Source organism: Pseudomonas sp. RL_15y_Pfl2_60 (assembly GCF_963970595.1).
GTDB lineage: Bacteria > Pseudomonadota > Gammaproteobacteria > Pseudomonadales > Pseudomonadaceae > Aquipseudomonas.
This window is the reverse complement of the sequence record NZ_CAXAOE010000003.1, coordinates 154,479-173,658: the sequence shown is the minus strand read 5'-3', so window position 1 is coordinate 173,658 and position 19,180 is coordinate 154,479. Positions and strand designations below refer to the sequence as shown.

At 55.4% G+C, this 19,180-nt stretch carries 13 protein-coding genes; 1 reads left to right on the top strand and 12 read right to left on the bottom strand.

Annotated elements, in window-relative coordinates:
• Nucleotides 1–13: 13 nt before the first annotated feature.
• The 12 genes from AACY26_RS09735 to glyQ form a co-directional block, all read right to left on the bottom strand.
• On the bottom strand, nucleotides 14–1,321 hold the full coding sequence (locus tag AACY26_RS09735; RefSeq protein WP_339513463.1) for an aminotransferase class I/II-fold pyridoxal phosphate-dependent enzyme: 1,308 nt from the start codon (nucleotides 1,319–1,321) through the stop codon (nucleotides 14–16).
• Nucleotides 1,322–1,359: 38 nt separating this feature from the next.
• Entirely contained in the window at nucleotides 1,360–7,431 is a 6,072-nt protein-coding gene (locus AACY26_RS09730; protein ID WP_339513461.1) for a type I polyketide synthase, read from the bottom strand.
• Between the two features lie 817 nt (nucleotides 7,432–8,248).
• The gene (locus AACY26_RS09725) at nucleotides 8,249–9,181 is read right to left on the bottom strand and encodes a phosphatidate cytidylyltransferase (protein WP_089360094.1); all 933 of its coding nucleotides are present in this window, start codon (nucleotides 9,179–9,181) and stop codon (nucleotides 8,249–8,251) included.
• Between the two features lies 1 nt (nucleotide 9,182).
• Nucleotides 9,183–9,800 (bottom strand): lysophospholipid acyltransferase family protein, encoded by a 618-nt coding sequence (locus AACY26_RS09720; RefSeq protein WP_339513457.1) that lies wholly within the window; start codon nucleotides 9,798–9,800, stop codon nucleotides 9,183–9,185.
• Nucleotides 9,801–9,825: 25 nt separating this feature from the next.
• On the bottom strand, nucleotides 9,826–10,278 hold the full coding sequence (locus AACY26_RS09715) for a hypothetical protein (RefSeq protein WP_339513456.1): 453 nt from the start codon (nucleotides 10,276–10,278) through the stop codon (nucleotides 9,826–9,828).
• Nucleotides 10,268–11,626 (bottom strand): phosphatase PAP2/dual specificity phosphatase family protein, encoded by a 1,359-nt coding sequence (locus AACY26_RS09710; protein ID WP_339513454.1) that lies wholly within the window; start codon nucleotides 11,624–11,626, stop codon nucleotides 10,268–10,270. The genes AACY26_RS09715 and AACY26_RS09710 overlap by 11 nt, the downstream gene beginning before the upstream one ends.
• Entirely contained in the window at nucleotides 11,626–13,383 is a 1,758-nt protein-coding gene (locus tag AACY26_RS09705) for a bifunctional alpha/beta hydrolase/class I SAM-dependent methyltransferase (RefSeq protein WP_339513452.1), read from the bottom strand. Before AACY26_RS09705 ends, AACY26_RS09710 begins: the two co-directional genes overlap by 1 nt.
• A 2-nt stretch (nucleotides 13,384–13,385) precedes the next feature.
• Nucleotides 13,386–14,030 carry a CDP-alcohol phosphatidyltransferase family protein gene (locus tag AACY26_RS09700; RefSeq protein WP_339513450.1) on the bottom strand — a complete coding sequence of 215 codons (645 nt, stop codon included), beginning with the start codon at nucleotides 14,028–14,030 and terminating at the stop codon, nucleotides 13,386–13,388.
• Between the two features lie 85 nt (nucleotides 14,031–14,115).
• Nucleotides 14,116–14,880, bottom strand: a complete 765-nt coding sequence (locus AACY26_RS09695) for a lysophospholipid acyltransferase family protein (RefSeq protein ID WP_339513448.1) — start codon at nucleotides 14,878–14,880, stop codon at nucleotides 14,116–14,118.
• A gap of 32 nt (nucleotides 14,881–14,912) precedes the next feature.
• The gene (gmhB, locus tag AACY26_RS09690; protein WP_339513446.1) at nucleotides 14,913–15,446 is read right to left on the bottom strand and encodes a D-glycero-beta-D-manno-heptose 1,7-bisphosphate 7-phosphatase; all 534 of its coding nucleotides are present in this window, start codon (nucleotides 15,444–15,446) and stop codon (nucleotides 14,913–14,915) included.
• 77 nt (nucleotides 15,447–15,523) lie between these two features.
• Nucleotides 15,524–17,578, bottom strand: a complete 2,055-nt coding sequence (glyS, locus tag AACY26_RS09685) for a glycine--tRNA ligase subunit beta (RefSeq protein ID WP_339513444.1) — start codon at nucleotides 17,576–17,578, stop codon at nucleotides 15,524–15,526.
• Nucleotides 17,575–18,522 (bottom strand): glycine--tRNA ligase subunit alpha, encoded by a 948-nt coding sequence (glyQ, locus tag AACY26_RS09680; RefSeq protein WP_339513442.1) that lies wholly within the window; start codon nucleotides 18,520–18,522, stop codon nucleotides 17,575–17,577. The genes glyS and glyQ overlap by 4 nt, the downstream gene beginning before the upstream one ends.
• A gap of 84 nt (nucleotides 18,523–18,606) precedes the next feature.
• On the opposite strand from glyQ, the gene AACY26_RS09675 reads away from it, so the two are divergent.
• Nucleotides 18,607–19,161 carry a DNA-3-methyladenine glycosylase I gene (locus tag AACY26_RS09675; RefSeq protein WP_339513440.1) on the top strand — a complete coding sequence of 185 codons (555 nt, stop codon included), beginning with the start codon at nucleotides 18,607–18,609 and terminating at the stop codon, nucleotides 19,159–19,161.
• The last annotated feature ends 19 nt before the right edge of the window (nucleotides 19,162–19,180 follow it).

Genomic DNA, 19,180 nt, shown 5'->3' with positions numbered 1-19,180 from the left:
AATTCAGAGGTGGCTAGAGCGCCGAACTGGCGTCTTCGACCAATAGATCGAGTGTGCGGGTGAACATGGTTTCGTCATGATCGTGGCTGATAAAGCAGCGCAGGCGCGCCGCTTCGCGTGGTACCACTGGGTGCATCACTGCGTGGGCGATGATTGAGTTGTCGAGGAGTTTTGACATCAGGTGCAAAGCGCGCTCGTCCTTGATCATCAGCGGTACGATCGGCACGCCCGCCAGCGAGGAACGACAATCCAGCCCACGCTCCTCGGCCATCTGCTTGAAACGCTTGGCGTTGTGTTGCAGGCGCTCTACCCGTTCAGGCTCGGCGTTGGCCAAGCGCACGGCTGCCAGAGCTGCCGCGGTGTTGGCTGGACTGATCCCGGTGCTGTAGAGCAACAACCCAGGGCAAAAGTGATGCAGCAATTCGATAAGCTGTTTTTTACCGGCAACGAAACCACCGCAACTGGCAAAGCTTTTGGACAAGGTGCCGATGATCAGGTCGACCTCTGCAGTGTCCACGGCAAAGTGCTCGCAAACGCCACGACCGGTTTTGCCGACAGTGCCAACGGAGTGTGCTTCATCAATCATCAGCCAGGCGCCGTGCTTTTTCTTCAGGGCGACGACACCGGGTAAATCGACCAAGTCACCGTCCATGCTGTAGGCGCCTTCGACCAGGATCAGTGCGCGGCGATAATGTGGGCGGTTTTCGCTTAACAGACGATCGAGTGCGGCCATGTCATTGTGAGCAAAGGCTACACGCCGGGCGCCAGACATCACCGAGCCCATGATTGCACTGTTGTGCATGTATTCGTCATGGATGATCAGGTCTTGCTTATCGAGCAGATAGCCAATCACTGAAACATTGGCGCTGTAGCCACCAACGCCAACACTGACGGCTTCAAAACCGGTGAACGCCGCCAGTTCTTGCTCAAGCTGGGCGTGCAGTTCAATTTCGCCTCCCACCATGCGCGCCGCCCCGGCGTGGCAACCATATTGATCCACGGCTTCATGTACCGCCGCTTTTACCCTTGGGTCATGGGAAAGACCGAGGTAGTTATAGTTGGAGAAGGTGATGTAGTCATTGCCAGCAATTTGCAGATTGCTGGACACCTCGCCACTGCGCGCCAGGAAGTACGGATTGCTGATTGAATTGCCGTCGTTGTAGAGCGCTTTAATGCTTTGCACCAAACTGTACTCGGGGTATTTGCTTGCATCTGGCGCCTGCAAATCCTGATTGACGACTGGCTCCGAAACGTTACGGGTGATGCCTGATCGGACTTTTGCGAGCAGAGCGTCAACCTGCGACTTTGACTTATCATTCATAATTTAATCCATTAAATATCAGATAGTTAGACGTTATTTCAGGTCGCTATAATTTGAATTAATGCGCGTTCGGCAAGCGCGGCGATAGTGGCTGCGCCGAGCAGTTCGATCACCGAATAACTGACTCCAAGTTTTTGTTCGAGCTGTAGCTTTATATCGGTCGAACTCAATGAATCGACGCCGAAAAAGTCGAAGGTCAAGTCAGGTTTCAAGCGTTCAGGATTGGTCTTGATGGTGGCGGCAACCACTTCGGCAATCAGTTGCTGGAGAATCAACTGGGCTTCGCCCTCCTCCATTTCGCGCAATGCCTGGTGCAACTGGTCAACCAGTGAGCTATCCGCAGAGCTAGCGGCGCCACTGGCGGCAATCAACTCAAGATAGGCGGGCGAGACGTTGGCCATGCTTTCATAGGCGGCCCATTTATCGAGATGCAGCAGTTCGCTGATTGCAACCTGCGATAAGCCTTTGGCCAGCGCCCGGCCAATACCTTGCAATGCCAGCTTCGGCTCGATCAGGCTGATGCCAATTCGCTGAAGATGTTGGCCTGTGCGTTCGTCGTCATCGAGCATGCCTGTGCCTATAACGCCACCGAGGTGGATGCTTAGTGCGTGCTGGCCAGTGCTCTGGCGCAGGTTTGCCAGACCATCCAAAAAGCCGTTGGCCGCGCAGTAGTTGGCCTGGCGGCTGTTGCCCAGCAGGGTGGCAATGGATGAAAACATGACGAATTGCTGCAGGTTGATGTCCATCTCGGTCGTTGCCTTGTGCAACGCCCAAGCTCCGGCTACCTTGGGCAGCATGACGCTGTGGATAACTTTTTGCTCCATTTGCTCAAGCGCCTGATCGGCGAGGACACCCGCTGCGTGATAAATGCCCAAAAGCGGTTGTTGGAGCGTGTGAATGGTGCGGATCAATGCTTCGACTTTGCTTAGGTCAGCGATATCAAGCGCATGGATGCTGGTTTGTGCGCCATATTCCTGCAGGCTTTGCAGCAACTCTTTGGCGCCCGGGGTATCACCGCCACGGCGTCCCACCAAGACAATGTGCCCTGCCCCGTTGCTTGCCAGCCATTGCGCCACCTTGCTGCCAAAACCTCCTAAGCCGCCGGTTACCAGATAGGTACCGTTGCGCTGCAATAGTGGCTGGTCGCTTACCGCAGCCTCGAAGACACTGGCGTCCGTGCTGACGTCCAGAGTCAGCCAATCATTCGGCAGGTCTTTGACATCTTCGACCTGTAATAGCGCGCTAAAGCCCAGCCGGGTTTTGTTGTTGTCGCTTGGCGCCTCGGCGATGACTTCGCGCAAAGCCGCGCGATAACCCTTGTTGGCCTGCAGTGCGCAGAGGGTGTTCGCCATGCGCAATACGCTGTTGCAATGCGCGGGCAAGGCCAGCGGCGAGGGGTCGTTACCGAGATCAATCAGTTGGCCGCCATTGGCAAGGGTAAAGAAGCCCACTTCATGGCTCCAACGCACCAAAGGTACTGCGAGCAGATCGTAACCCTGTTCGTTTTCCGGGCGTGGCCAGTCGCTGAAGCTGTTCGCTACACGTGAAACGCTCACCCCGGCATGAGCTAAGCGCTGGCTGATGGCATCGCCGAGTACGCCTTCGATCACCAGGGCCGTCTGCCCGGGTGTCAGTTCGATGCGATTGAGCAGCGCCACAGCGCGTGCGTCTACTGGCGCCAGCAGTGGACTAATGTTTTGCAGCGCATCAATCTTTTCAAGGACACAGTGCTGTTCATTGACCAGCAATACATTCGCCAGTTGATTGGCGACCAATCCAATCACCCGGTCACCTGGACTAAAGCGGGTGGTTTTGCTGCTGGTGCGGGTGACTGTCGCCACTACGCCAACTGGCTCCGAGCTTGCCAGTTGCACGCCGAAATGTTCTACACGCAACTCATAGTCGTGCTCGGCCAAGGGCTGTTCAGGTAACAAGTTGGCCTGATAGCGCTTTTGCTTAAGCGTCAGTTGCACACCGGTATCGCTATTGGCACTGGTGCTGACGATTTTGGCTGTGCGTAACTCACCGCTGATAATCAGGGAGGCTGCGAAACGCTGGTTGCCACGTAACGCGAACTCATCAATCTGCTGCAGTGCTAGCGCCTCGCTAACAACGCTTGCCACCAGGTCTGCATTGGGGCTGATATCGATTGAGGCAATATCGAGATTGTTCAGCTCGTTACGTGCAGTGCGCAAAAAGCTTGCGATTGCAGTTTGGGCCGGCTGCACTGTATCCCCCGGCAACACATAATGTGCATTGCGTGTAATAACTCGCACAGGTAACTGGCGTCGTTGCTGGGCCAGGGTTTGTAGGGTGGCGAGCAAATGACAAAGCTGGTCTGCACACAGGCCAACATGGGTTCTCGGACTGTATTCAGAAACCAGGATGGCGCGCGTCACATTGTCTAACTGGGGAAAGCTGGCAAGTTCTTGCCAGCTGCATTGATAGACCTGCTTGGCGCTTTCTGTGGCTAGGCCGGCCAACTGTTCTGTGAGCGAGTCTTGGCCACTGCCAACGATCAATAATGTGCAGTTGGCATCGATCTGTGCACTGAGATCGGCCTGCTCGACCCAGCTGCGTTGATAGTCGCCCTGTGGATAACCATCACCGCTTTCTCCTCCGCTGAGCGAGCGGCAATACAAACCGTCAAGCCGCGCCAATAAGCGACCGTTGGTATCGCATAGCTCGAAATTACACACGACCTGTGCAGCGTTTTTCTCAACAATCTGGGCATGGCAAATAATGCTTTCTGGCAGCGAGGCATAAACCTCCAGCGAGCGCAAAGACACGGGTAGATACGCGCCATCGTCACTGCTCATAAGAACCAGCGCCATCTGGAAGCATCCATCAAGTAATGATGGATGAAGTACGTAAGCGCTGGCCGGTTCGCCAGCAGACTCTGGCCGCTTCAGGGTGGCAACAGCAATACCGGCAGCCAGGTTGCGCTGCAGTGTTTGGATCGCTTGAAACGCTGGGCCGTACTGCAGTTTCATCGCAGCAAGTCGTGTGTAGAGTAACTGCGCATCAAGATGCTCAAGCTGCAAATCTTCGGTCACCTTGATGCTCGGGGCAGCAGGCGCGCCAGTGAAGGGATAAATACTCGCTTCTGCGTGGAGCAACCCGACCTCGCGACTGCCAACTTCTTTTGAGTACAGTTGGGAACGATGGCTCGTCGGGTCCATTTGCACATGCAGGTGCACGGCACGACTTTGATCAATTAGCAGCGCTTGATGAATATGAGCATCGCGGATAACCAGTCCCTGGCTGTCGGGCCAGCGCTTGCGTGCTTTTTCACACAAGGCTTCGAGAAAACCTGCGGCTGGCATGATGGCGGAACCATCGACAACGTGATCAAGCAAGTAGTTGAGGCGCCGCAAGTTCAGGTCCGCCCCGCCCTCTAGCGCATTCAATGGTGCGCGTTGCTGTTCAAGGCGGTCGTTGACCTGGTGACTGGCTTCGTTCCATAAGACCTGGCGTTGCCAAGGGTAAACCGGCATCTCTACTAGTGAGCCTTGTGGGCATCGGGCAGACCAATCAACATTGCCGCCGTGAGCAAAGACTTCGGCCACTGCACGTTGCACAGCCTGTTTTTCAGGCTTATTCATCCACAATGTGGAGGCGATACGTGGCGCAATATTGCGCGCATCACAGATTTCTTCGAGCGAGCGCCGCAGTACGGGGTGCGGGCCAACTTCAATGAACAACGTAAACCCATCATCAATCATGGTGTTGATCGTATCGGCAAAGTAAACCGGGTTACGCACGTTGTCGCACCAGTATTCGGCATCAAAACCAAGGTGATGGTTCGGGTCCTGATTGATCAGGTTTGCGGTAACGGTCGAGTACAGCGGGATCTTCGATGGCTTAGGATCAAGACTTGCCAGGGTGCTGCGCAATTCAGGTTTAAGCGGCTCCATCAATGGGCTGTGGTAAGGCACCTCGACATCTAGCATGCGTGCGAAAATGCTGCTGCTCTCACATTGCGTGCGAATTTGTTCCAATGCCGTGCGGTCACCGGCGACCGTCAAGCTCTTCGGCGAGTTGATGGCTGCAAATGAGACAAGGTCGCCATAGGGTTCAAGCAGTTCGCTTGCATCATCGACAGACATGCCAATAGCAAGCATTGCGCCGGTATTGGCTGTTTGGGCTTGGATGCGACTGCGCTGGTAACTCACCAGCAATGCCTGCTCCAGGCTCAAGGCGCCAGACGCCCAGCCCGAGGCAACCTCGCCAACTGAGTGGCCAACAACGGCATCAGCATTGATTCCTTCGGCGTTAAGCAATGCAGTCAAGCCAATTTGAATCATCAGATTGGCTGGCTGAGCCAACTCGGTTCGTTTGATTTGCGAGTCTGCTTCATCACATAGCATTTCTTGCAGAATGGAAAAGCCGGAAATTTTAATGAAGATCGCATCGGCCTCCTCAAGCGCCGCCCTGAAAACTGCACTGCTTTCTAGCAGTTCACGGCCCATGCCCCACCATTGCGGGCCCATGCCGGTGTAGACGAAGGCGAGACGCGGGCTGGCATTGAATGGTCGAACACCCTCGACGGCTTGGCTTATATCGTCGACTGAAAATGCATGAAGTGCTTCAGCAATCTGCGCATGGGTTTCGCCCCATACAGCCACGCGGTTACTCATATGTGAGCGGCGCAAGCTTGCGGTGTAGAGCAAGTCGTCTAGCGCGGGTGAGTTGGATTGAGCCATCACTTTGGCGAGCTGTCCGGCGCGCTCCCGCAGTGCGGCGGGGTCGCGGGCAGAAAGGGGCAAGAGTTTGAAAGATGTCAGTGGCGGCGTTGCGCTATTGTCCTGAGCGGGAGTTGGATGGTCGCTGAGAATGACATGCGCATTGGTGCCACCATAGCCAAAGGAGTTGATCGCAATGCGCCGTGGCTGACTGCGTAAACTCAAGGCAGTAGATTTACGTGGCAGCAGTACTTCCTTGGGGATTTGCGGATTTACCGTTTCCAGCCCGGCGATCGGCGGCACGACATTATTGCGCAGCATTTCTACCGCTTTGATAATGCTGGCAACACCTGCGGCGGCTTCAAGATGGCCAATATTGGCTTTGACTGAACCAACCACACAACCGCCATCACGACCATAAACTTGGGCAATTGCGCGTGTTTCGAGCGGGTCGCCAACAGGTGTTCCAGTGCCGTGGGCTTCGATGTAATCGATATCGCTGGCCTCAAGACCGCTGGCTGAAAGCACGCGTTGCATCAGCGCTTGCTGGGCGGCTGGGTTGGGCACGGTGATACCGCTGGTTCGCCCATCCTGGTTAACGCCTGCGCCTTCGACAAGAGCAAGTATGTTGTCGCCGTCACGCAGCGCATCGGCATAGTTTTTTAGCACCACTACACCACCGCCTTCGCCTCGACCGTAACCATCTGCGCGCGAATCAAAGCTTTTTGAGCGTCCGTCTTTAGCCAGAAAACGTCCTTTGGACATGGCGATCGAATACTCAGGACGCAAAATAAAGTTGGCACCACCGACAAGCGCGGTATCGCACTGACTGCTTTGAATCGCGTTCACCGCTTGAGCCAAGGCAACCATTGAGGATGAACAGGCTGTATCAACCGACAGGCTCGGACCGCGGAAATCAAATGCGTAGGAGATCCGGTTCGAAAGCATGGTAAGGGTCGCCCCGGCCGCGCTGTTGGCGCCGATGGTTTGTCGCGAGCTTGGGCTGAACTGATTCAGCAGGTGGTCAACAGTAAAACCACCAACAAACACTCCGGTCTGGGAGCCAACCATGTTTTCAATATCCAGCCCGGCGTTTTCCATGGCCTCCCAGCTCAGCTCCAGCAACAGGCGTTGCTGGGGGTCGAGGGCTTCAACCTCGCGCGGCGAAAAATTAAAAAAATCAGCATCGAATGCGCGAAAGTCATAATCCCGTAAAAAGTGGCCCGAGCAGACATACGCCTTACCCGCCGCATCCTTTTCATTAAGAAACTTGTCGATTGACCAGCGATCTTCCGGTATCAGGCTGACATAGTTTTGACCGGTTAGTAGGTTGTTGAAAAAAACCTCAGGGGTATTCGATCCCCCAGGAAAACGACAAGCAGAACCGATTAAGGCTACCTGAGTTGATCCCGTTTTAGTTGACATATATGTCTCCCTTAAATCCATTTAAGTTGAAAGCTTTGATTACAAACAGCCCGCAATGAGTCATGCGTTTTCGGCGATGTGTGTATGGTTGGCAGTATTTCCTAAAGGCATAACATTAATGATGCGCGTGCGTAGGCATACCAAATAAATGCTATGGCATATTAGTAGCAGTGAGTGCTATCGATGGTTTTGAGTTATATGCGTTTTTATAGTAGGTATATGATGGCTATTTGGCCTATGCGTCTTTTAGCTAGTGCGCTCCGTGGTTGCTGGAAATAGCGTGTTACCTGTGCTGCGCGTACATTTTGTATAAGCAAATAACGTGGTCATAAAAACTAGTTTTAAGCTGGTTGGATCTATAGAAAAATCACATTAATAGTCATAACGCCACTAGTCATAATTGCGTTGTAGTAGCTTTTTGATTATAAAATGATGTGGGTCTAGAAATAGAATTGAGTGTGTGCTGGAGGAAAATTCTCCTTTAGCTCAGCCTGTCACTAGGATAGTTATGTTGTTTGGTTGTTACTTTAGGTAATTATTTAAGTGCATGCCTAAGGTATCCGTTGTTTGGATATACAATGCAAACTTAAGTTTGGTGGTTGTGCGGTGACTATAATAAATATATAAAGGTGGTGGCTTTGTAATGGTTTTTTGATATTGGTTTGATTTTTATTTGGTGAGATTTAATTGATGGTGGTAAGCAATGCTTTTATCTGTGTTGTTAGCACTTGCGCGTCGAGGGAAGAGGTTAAATGAATACAAGCAGAAAACTTGAATAAAGCTTCGCCACCCTTAGATGGCGAGCACTGCTATGGGCTCAAGCCCACCAGTAACGCACGAAGTGAAAAAATACCGGAGCGGCGAAGCAGACCGAGTCGAGCCGGTCGAGCATGCCGCCATGGCCCTCAATCATGTGGCCCCAGTCTTTTATCCCGCGATCCCGCTTGATCGCGGACATCACCACACCACCAGCAAAGCCGAGCAGGCAGACAAGTAACGCCATCAAGGCGGCCTGCCAGTAGAGAAACGGCGTGATCCAGCTCAAGCAAGTACCGACAAGCGTTGCCAACGCCACGCCACCGACAAAGCCTTCGATTGTTTTCGATGGTGACAGGTTTGGCGCGATCTTGTGTTTACCAAATAACTTGCCACAAACGTACTGTAGTACATCCGACATTTGCACCACGATGACCAGCCAGGCGATAAGCAACAAGTTGCGTCCTGCGTACCCGGGAATGTCCAGGGTCAGTAGCGCGGGTACGCTGGAGATGCAATAAACCGCCAGGGTCAGGCCCCATTGCACCTTGGTTGTGCGTTCGAGAAAGCGAGTGCTATCGCCGCCCAGGGACGACAGGATAGGCAGCAGCAAAAATAGGTAAACCGGGATGAAAATACTGAACAGCTCGTACCAGCCAATCGCAATCAACAGGTATTGCATGGGCAGTGCGAAATAGAAGGCTGCCACCAATGCTGGGTAGTCACTGCGCCGGGTTGGCGTGAGGGTGATGAACTCCCGCAAGGCGCAGAATGAGACTAAATAGAACAGAACGATGACACCGATATTGCCAAACATAAAGGCAATACCTATCACCACGACCATTACCCACCAGGCATTGATACGTGCATTGAGGTTGTCGATTACAGGGCTCGGCTGGTTGCCAGAGCGCCACTTGAGCAACCAGCCTATGCAACTGGCAACCAGTAGAACAATGCCGATACCTGCAAAGACCAAATAGGTGTTGTTATCCATCTCAAGCCTCCTTTGGCGCGAGGGCGAGCAAGGCATCACTTGAGCGTTGCAGGAAATGTTGTTTCGTTTCAGCCTCCATGACTTCGAGTGGTGCGCCAAAACTCAAGGTACAGAGCAACGGTAGCGGCAGCACCCTGCCTTTGGGCATCACCCGGTTGAGATTGCTAATCCAGACCGGAATCAACTCGATCTCTGGATGGGCTTTGTGCAGATGAAACAAGCCGCTTTTGAAAGGCAGCAGGCCCTCTTCCAGGTTGCGTGTACCTTCTGGAAAGAAGATCAGCGAGTCACCTTGCGCCAAGGCCTGGTCGATGGCCTGTAGTGGGTCGTCGTGCCGGCCCGCTTGCCGATCCACCAATACTCCATTGAATATATTTTTAATCACATAGCGGCGCACTTTGCTGCTGAGCCAATAGTCGGCACCGGCAACCGGTCGCGTGCGCTTGCGCAGGTGCGCTGGCAGGGATGCCCACAACAATACAAAGTCACCGTGGCTGCTGTGGTTGGCAAAGTACAGGCGCTGCACAGGCTGGGCCGTTGTACCCAGCCATAGGGCGCGGGCCCCGGTGAGAATTCGGGCCGCGGAGGTGATGCAAAAGGCGAGTGCGCGGGCAAGCATTAGAAGTCCTTTTCAGCGGAGATGATCAATGCGTGAGCAGCCAGGGCAAGCTGACGATAGTCAGTAACGCTAGTGTGCATTGCCCGATTAGGCAAAGCCCCTGATTGCGTAACAGCCGCAACGCACCTTTGCTGCGGTCCGTCCAAGTGCGTTGAATAGCGGTGGATTGTTGCAAGCCCAGATCTTCAAGTGCTTGATCTAGCTCAGCAGTGCGTTCGGTTAACTGCCCAATCTTTTGGCTCATGTGGCTAAACAGTTCGGCGTCGACTTCGACTCGCGCAGCCCAATATTTTTCAAGCAGTCCCAGCGTAATGAGCGCGGCACAGAGCATCGCTTGAGCAACGCTGGTTGGAAATCCGAGTAGAGGCGCCAGGCCCAGCAGCAATGCAACCAGGCTCAATGCTGTGGATAAGCGGTCAAGCAGGCGGCCTCGGCGCAACAGTACTGCGCACAGGTACAGCGAGCCGCTAGTAGGCATTGTCGAGACCTCGGTTGCCGGCTGTTTCAGGCAGTTGCAGCATCATTTCAATGGCAAGCAATTGTGGTTGTTGCAGCACAACTTGAGGGCGTGCCTGGCGGATCAGGGCCAATGCCGCATCTGTGCTGCTGCAGCGCTTGCTGTAGAGCAACCAAGCGGCCAGTGCTGTGGCACTGCGTGAATAACCCAATGCGCAGCAAACCAGAACCCTATCTGGGTAAGTCTTTCGCAGTGACTCGATTGCTTTGGCCGCTTGCAGACAAGTGCTGGCATCGGGAGCGGTTAGATCCAGTACCGGTAGCGCACGATACCCTGGTGTCTTGACGCCTATGGGCAGCTCGGCACATAAATCAACAATTGCGTTGAAGCCAGCCTGCTGTTGCTGGCTTGGGATTCGTCCTAGGTAAACCCCGTCAATTACCTCATCGGCTTGTGGGTGCTTGCGAGTCCAGGCGCGCGAGTTTAGCCAGGCGCCTAGCAGATAAGGCCCATACAGCCACAATGCTGCCTGGCTTAGCTGCCCATTGGTCTGCTTTTGAAAGCCCTGTGCGCCGATAGCCGAATAGTTGAGTGCGACTAATGCCAGTGATAATGCAGGCCAGAGTAACCACAGCCAAATCCCAGCGAGTTTGGTTGCCAGCGCCAGTAGCATAAGGCTGGCGAGCAAGTATTTGAGTGCCAGGCTCCAGCGCTTGGGCTCTGTTGTCAGGCGCCATAGCCGCAAGGGGCCAGGCCCGTTTTCAGGCCACAACCAGACACACAGCCAGCCTGCCAGGACGCCTGTAGGCAAGTCGATAAAGTGATGTTGCCAGGTGGTCAAGACCGATAAGCCGATCAATGCAAACCAGCCATGTAGCAACCAGCGCCAAGCGCCAGCTGTATGTTTGGCGAAGCACACCCAGAGCACTATCAACAAGGTGATGTGTAAAGACGGAGCCTGATTATAGGGTTTGTCGAAACCCATCAGAATGTCGAACATTGCGCCGAAACCGCCAGTCAGCTCGGGTCGTGTGACGCTGAATTGCAGCGGCCAGATCAGAAAGCCAAGGATACAAATAAACTGCGCGCTGAGCAGGCGTAGGCCATGCCGGTCCATCTCTGCACGGCTGCGCGGCAATAAAAACGATAAGCCATACAGCAGATCGATCGACCAGTAGGGCACAATGGTCCAAGGCCAGAGCGGGATGTGTTTTTCCCAGGCAAAGACCATAATGCCGATGTCATCACGCTGTGCCGTGTAGTTATTGGCGAAGTTATAGCTAATGAAAAACAGCGGCGCTAAAAGCAGTAGCCACATCACTCCGCGCTTCCAGAGTATCCCGCCCGGCATTGTTACCGCAGTGTCCATCAGTCAATACGCTGAGCGATGGACACGGTAAAAATGCCCCACTCATCGATACGCTGGCTGACTTTGCGAAACCCAGCTGCGGCCACCAGTTGGTCCATTTCCGCCTGACTGCGACGGCGCATGACCCAAGCCTGACCATTACGATGGCTGGTCAGCGCGCGGGCGATAAGCTCAAGCTGTGGATGCCAGGGTTGGCCGGTGTAAATCAAATAACCGCCTTGCTCCACAGCAGCCGCCAAACCGGCTAGGGAGTCTGCGATCATGTTGTTACTGCCGAACAGTTCATACAGGCCAGAGACCACGGCAAGCGTTGGCTTAGGGTTCAAGCTGGCCAAGTCGTCACGGTCGAAGGCATCACCCTTGACGAATCGGGCGATGTGCTCAAGACCTTTGTGCTTGATTAGCGCAGATCCGTCACGCACGTTGATGTCGCTGTAGTCGCGCAATAGGATCGATTCGGGTTTGTCCGCCGAGTGTTCTATGGCTTCGAGAATATAGCGGCCGTGACCGGCGGCAATATCGACAATACGCACTTCGCTCGATTGCTCGCGAAGTTTTTTGATCGCCAGATTCAGCAGTTCTTCGACATGCACTTTGCGTTGCCGAATGCCGCGCCAGCCGATTGAGTTGAGATAGTTCCTATCAATCATACGGCCGATAGCCGAGGTGCCAGCCGGGGTATTTCGATACACGTAATCAAGCGTGCTGCCTGAGTCGAACCCGGTTTCAAAGCCCAGTTTGACCCCGTTCGACATGCGGCTGCCCAGCTTCATGCTGGCGCGGGTCGCACGCCAGTAACGGCCAGCCAGTGAGTTCTGTGGCAGTGGCGCCGCCAGGGTTTCCGACTCGGCGCAACTTGCACCGATAAGGTCTGCCGCCAGCAATGACGGGCGACTCATGGGCTGGCTGAAGGTTTGTCGGATAAAGCGGCGGATGCGTCCTAGCGCATGTTCACGGTCCTTTTCCCCCAGGGTGTCGTGAAAAAATCCGGGCAGGATGTGCTGTTCTTTTTGCACGCTGCCAAGGCGCTCATAAAACTGCTGTTGCGGCTTGCGATGCACCACAAAATCAGCGCCGGAAATCAGCACCTGGGTTGGAATCTGGATCGCCTGGGCATCAGCCACTACCCGCTCGGCGGCTTCATACAGGCCAAGCAGCATGTTTACTGAAATGGCGCGGGTAATCAGTGGGTCGCTGTCGAACGATTCAATGCGCTGCGGGTCGTGGCTGAGGTACTTGGCCTTTACATAACTGTTGACGAAGAAGTTGCCGCGCAGTGCTTTGAGCAGCTTCAGGCCGGGCCGGGCAAAAGGCACATAGAGTTTGACCTTGAACGCTGGAGACGCCAGCACAAGCGAGCGAATGTTTGGGGCATAGTCGTGGGCCCAGGCCGCGACGACGACAGCCCCGACACTTTGCGCTATAACGCAGATGTCATGCTCGGCGATGGCATGGGTGGCACTGATGTGCTCAATAAAGCTTTGCACGTCGCGCACACTGCAGCCGAAGCTTGGGCTATCACCTCGAGCACCTGGCGAAAGACCGTGGCCGCGCGCATCCCAGGCAAAGAAGTCAAACTCATCAAGGCCGAGCTCGTCCACCAGATGAGCCATGCGCCCACCATGTTCGTGCCCGCGATGGAACAATACGATCGCCTGCCGTGGCGAGTTGCTGTCTGCTCGATTAGCCGCCCAGTGTCGGTAGAACAACTCAACGTCATCATGGGTTTTGAATCGACCTTCCTTGAGTTCATGCATCGCTACTTCCCTGCCATGGTGCTGGCGTCATCAGCAGTGATTGGGGCTCCTTCAGCGAGCCCTCGACGTACTCGATTGTAGGTGGTGTACACCAGCAGTCCAGTGATCAGTATCAACAACAAATTGATCCACAGTGCTGATAGCAGTCCACAGGCGACACCTGTGCCCATAAGGCCAAATGCAAAAGCTCTGTCGCTCTTGCCCATCGGTCCGTCGTAGCGGCGTGAGGCGCCGACCATTGGACCAAGTACGCCCGCGAATTCGCTGATTAACGCGAGTACCACCACAGCCACCACCAGCGCGCTATTGACTCCTGCCAGCAGGGCAAAAGGCAAGAACAGTGCGCTGTCGGCAATTACGTCACAGAGTTCGTTGAGATAGGCACCGAGCCTTGATTTTTGATTGAATTCGCGGGCGAGCATGCCGTCGATGGCATTGAGCGCCATGCGCACAATCATCCACAGCGCCAGCAAGATAAACAGCCAGCTGTGTTCAGCACAGAGTGCCAGCAATGCACCTAGCAGCAGGGAAATGACGCCAGCAGCAAGCGTGACTTGATTGGCAGTGATGCCGCGCTGGTACAGCCGTGTAACCAGCGGACGCAATAACGCTTGAAAGCGGGGTTTGAGCTGATAGATCGATATCATTGGCAGAAGTCCTTCCTAGCCCTGAATAAATCATGAAGCAAAGGATGCTGCCTGATTCGGTGAGCGCATCCTTGCCCGGCAGAGCTTACTGGACCGGATTGGCCACCGGCTCATCCTTCAAGCAACCAATATCACGCTGCGCCTGGCTGACCCAAGCAAAGGCGCGGTCGTTGAGCTCGGCAATGGCGCGCGGGCCCGTGCCTTCGGCGTGCATCGGCGCGCCAATGATGACCTGAATAGTGCCCGGTTTTTTGCCCCAGCCCTCTTTCGGCCAGTATTTGCCAGCGTCGTGCGCGATCGGCAGAACCGGCAAGTTGGCATTGACCGCAAGCGATGCGCCGCCGCGTGAAAACTTGCCAATCTGGCCCGTCGGGATGCGCGTGCCTTCAGGGAATACCAGCACCCAGCAGCCTAGCTTTAGTCGCTCATGACCCTGTTTTGCAAGTTGCTTGAGCGCCGCCTTGGGGTTGCTGCGGTCAATGGCGATGGGCTTGAGCATGGCCATTGCCCAGCCGAAGAACGGCACATACAACAGCTCACGCTTGAGCACTTGGCTCAGGGGCTCAAACAAGGCGGATAGAAAGAAGGTTTCCCAAGTGCTTTGGTGCTTGGACAGAATCACACAAGGCGTATCCGGGATATTCTCCAGGCCTTTGACTTCATACTTGATGCCGACCATGGTGCTGGTCAGCCATACCGCAAAACGGCACCAGTTCTGGTTGACGAAGCGGTAGCGTGCGCGAAACGACAAAAACGGCACGATAAAAAAACTCAGGGTGCACCAGAGAAACGAACTGGTCGCCAGCAGGATGTAGAAGAAGAAAATGTTGATAGCCCGCAGTTTCGACATAAGTGCATGTACCGTCGCGGGCAAGCCGCGCTTTATTGATTAAGTAAGTATCCAGCAACTGCTGCCAGATCATCGAATATCAAGGTATTGGCTGGCAATCCTTTGGCCAGTGTGCGCTCGCCTTTGCCGGTTTTTACCAAAACTGGCTGACAGTCGACGGTTGTGGCCGCCTGCAGGTCACCACTGCTGTCCCCCACAAACCATACACCCTTCAGGTTTACCCCATAATGCGCGGCGATGCTGTGGAGCATGCCTGGTTTTGGCTTGCGGCAATCGCAGCCTTCATCCGGGCCGTGTGGACAATACATGATCAAGCCGATTTCACCGCCCTGCTCGGCCACCAGTTGGCGCATGCGCTGATGCATGGCTTCGAGTTCGGCCAGGCCGTAGTAGCCGCGACCGATGCCGGATTGATTGGTGGCGATGGCGATGGTCCAGCCGGCTTTGGACAAGTCGGCAATCGCAGTGATTGAGCTGGGGATGGGAATCCATTCTTCAACGGATTTGATGTAGGCGTCGGAGTCGTGATTAATCACCCCGTCGCGGTCGAGAATCAGTAGCTTCATGGCGCATCTCAAAAGTCATTAAAGCTTAACCGCGCGGCGCTGCTGCCTAGGCAAGCATGCCGCGCGGTCAACCTGCGTCAGCTCAGGACCGAGATGTCCGCAACACCGAGGAACAAGCCACGCAGCTTCGCCAGCAAGGCGTAGCGGTTGGCGCGCACATTGGGGTCTTCAGCGTTGACCAGCACGGTCTCGAAGAAGCTGTCGACCGGTGTGCGCAGCGAGGCCAGCTTGGCCAGGGCTTCGTTGTACATCCGTGCTTGCGCCAAGGGTTGCACCGCCTGCTCCGCCTGTTGAATCGCGGCGTTGAGGGCGAACTCGCTTGGGGTGTCAAAGTAATGCGCAGCGATGCTGGTGGCGACCTTGCCATCAGCCTTGCCGAGCAGGTTCGATACCCGCTTGTTGGCCGCCGCCAGCGCTTCGGCTTCAGGCAGTTTGCGGAACGCCTGCACCGCTTGCACGCGCTGGTCGAAGTCGAGTGGCGAGACCGGGTTTACCGCGCGAACAGCCTGGTAAACCGCTACGTCGACGCCTTGGTCTTCGTAGCGCGCACGTAGACGGTCGAAGATAAATTCCTGCACTTGCGCGGTGAGACCGGCTGCCTTGATTTTGCTGCCGAACTGCTTGATCGCAAACTCAACTGCCTCAGTCACGTCCAGCTCAAGCCCTTTCTCGATCAGGATGCGCAGCACGCCCAATGCCGCACGACGCAGCGCATAGGGGTCTTTGCTACCGGTTGGCAGCATGCCGATGCCGAAGATACCGACCAGCGTGTCGAGCTTGTCAGCCAGGGCAACCGCAGCGCCAGTCAATGTGCTTGGCAGCTCTGCGCCAGCGCCGCGGGGCATGTACTGCTCGTTCAGAGCCAGGGCAACGTCTTCGGGCTCACCGTCATGCATGGCGTAGTAATAGCCAGCGATGCCCTGCATTTCCGGGAATTCGCCAACCATTTCACTGGCCAGGTCGCACTTCGACAACAAGCCCGCGCGGCCTGCACGTGTAGCGTCGCCGCCAATTTTCTCGGCGATGTATGCCGCCAGCGCCGACACGCGCTGGGCTTTGTCGTAGACCGAGCCCAACTGTGCCTGGAACACCACGTTGGCCAAACGCTGGTTGAAGGTTTCGAGCTTTTGCTTCTTGTCTTGCTTGAAGAAGAACTCGGCATCGGTCAGGCGCGGACGCACAACCTTCTCGTTGCCCGAGATGATTTGCGCCGGATCTTTGCTCTCAACGTTGGCCACGGTGATAAAGCGCGGCAGCAACTTGCCTTCGGCGTCGAGCAGGCAGAAGTACTTCTGGTTGTCCTGCATGGTGGTAATCAGCGCTTCTTGCGGCACTTCGAGGAAGCGTTCCTCAAAGGAGCACACCAGCGGTACCGGCCATTCAACCAGCGCGCTGACTTCATCAAGCAACGCAGGCGGCACGATTGCAGTGCCGTTTTGCTCGGCAGCCAGTTGCTCGACACGCTTGCTGATTTGCTCACGGCGCTCGGCAAAGTCAGTAATGACGTAGGCCTTGCGCAGGTCTTCGGCATAGTTGGCGGGCGCGCTGATGGTCACTTCAGTGTTGTGATGGAAGCGATGGCCACGGGAGACACGACCGGCGGTCTGGGCGAGGATCTCGCAATCAAGCACCGTATCGCCAAACAGCATCACCAGCCACTGGCTTGGACGCACGAATTCGGTACGACGCGCGCCCCAGCGCATGCGCTTGGGAATCGGCAAGTCGTTGAGCGCGGTTTCAACCATCTCCGGCAGCAGCTGTGCAGCCTTTTTGCCGACAATGGTCTGGCTGAAACGCAGCTTTGGACCACTGGCGTCGATTTCGGACAGGTCTACGCAGCACTTGTTGGCGAAGCCGAGGGCGGCTTGGGTTGGATTGCCCTCGGCGTCGAACGCCGCCTTGACTGGCGGGCCGTCGAGGTTCATCACCCGATCCGGTTGCTCGGTATCGAGCTGCTCGACCAGCACCGCCAGGCGGCGCGGCGCGGCGTAGTAACGGGCCTTGGCGTAATTGAGGCCGGCAGCCTTGAGGCCTTTTTCAATCCCGGACAAAAACGATTCGCCCAAGGTTTTCAGGGCTTTTGGCGGCAGCTCTTCAGTGCCCAGTTCTACCAGAAAGTCTTGTGCACTCATTCTGCAGCCTCCAGCTTAGCCAGTACTTCATCACGCAGTTCAGGGGTGGCGAGCGGAAAGCCGAGCTTGGCCCGAGCTTGCAGGTAGCTTTGAGCAACGTTGCGAGCCAGGGTACGCACACGCAGGATGTATTGCTGGCGCGCAGTGACCGAGATTGCCCGGCGCGCATCCAGCAGGTTGAAGGTGTGCGAAGCCTTGAGCACCATTTCATAGGTTGGCAGCGGCAGCTCAAGCTCGATCAAACGGTTGGCTTCGGATTCATAGAAGTCGAACAGTTCAAACAGCTTCTCGACGTTGGCGTGCTCGAAGTTGTAGGTCGATTGCTCGACTTCGTTCTGGTGGAACACGTCGCCATAGGTGACCTTGCCGAACGGGCCGTCCGCCCACACCAGGTCATACACCGAATCAACGCCCTGGATGTACATGGCCAGACGCTCAAGACCGTAGGTGATCTCGCCGGTGACCGGGTAGCACTCGATGCCACCGACTTGCTGGAAGTAGGTGAATTGGGTGACTTCCATACCGTTGAGCCAGATTTCCCAACCCAGACCCCAGGCGCCAAGCGTTGGCGATTCCCAGTTGTCTTCAACGAAGCGAATATCGTGCACCAGTGGGTCGATACCGATGGCTTGCAACGAACCCAGGTACAACTCCTGGAAGTTTTCCGGATTCGGTTTCAGTACGACCTGAAATTGGTAGTAATGCTGCAGGCGGTTCGGGTTCTCGCCATAACGGCCATCAGCCGGACGACGGCTAGGCTGCACATAGGCCGCGTTCCAGGTCTCGGGACCGATGGAGCGCAAGAATGTAGCGGTGTGGAAAGTGCCAGCACCGACTTCCATATCATAGGGCTGCAACACAACGCAGCCTTGCTCAGCCCAGTATTTTTGCAGGGCGAGAATCAAATCTTGGAAGGTGCGCACGGCAGGCGTAGTCTGGCTCACGAAAAATTCACCTGTTTTGGCTGCGACAGAAAGAGCGGGAGTATACCGCAAACCGCGTGGCCTAGACCTGCTAGGGATTGCCTTATGACTCGTTGTTTCTGGTGTTCTGAAGATCCGCTGTACATGGCTTACCACGATGAAGAATGGGGTGTGCCCCTAACTGACCCCGATAAACTCTTCGAGTTGCTGTTGCTTGAAGGTTTTCAGGCCGGTTTGTCGTGGATCACCGTGCTCAAGAAGCGCGAACGCTATCGCCAGGTGCTGCATGGCTTCGATGTCAAGCGCCTGGCCAAGCTGAGCGATGATGAAATCGAAGAGCTGATGCAGGACCCGGGCATTGTGCGCAATCGCCTCAAACTCAAGGCGGTTCGGCAAAATGCCTTGGCCTGGCTCAAGCTTGATGACCCTGTCAAATACTTGTGGTCCTTTGTTGATGGTCAGCCTGTGATCAACCATTTCAGCGAGCGCGCCCAGGTTCCAGCCATCACGCCGCAAGCCGAGGCCATGAGCAAAGCCCTGAAAAAAGCCGGCTTCAACTTTGTTGGGCCAACCATCTGCTACGCCTTTATGCAGGCCAGCGGCATGGTGATGGATCACACTACGGACTGCTTCCGCTACCCGCAGCTTGCCAAGGTGTGAGCGGCAAGTAAGCGTGCGC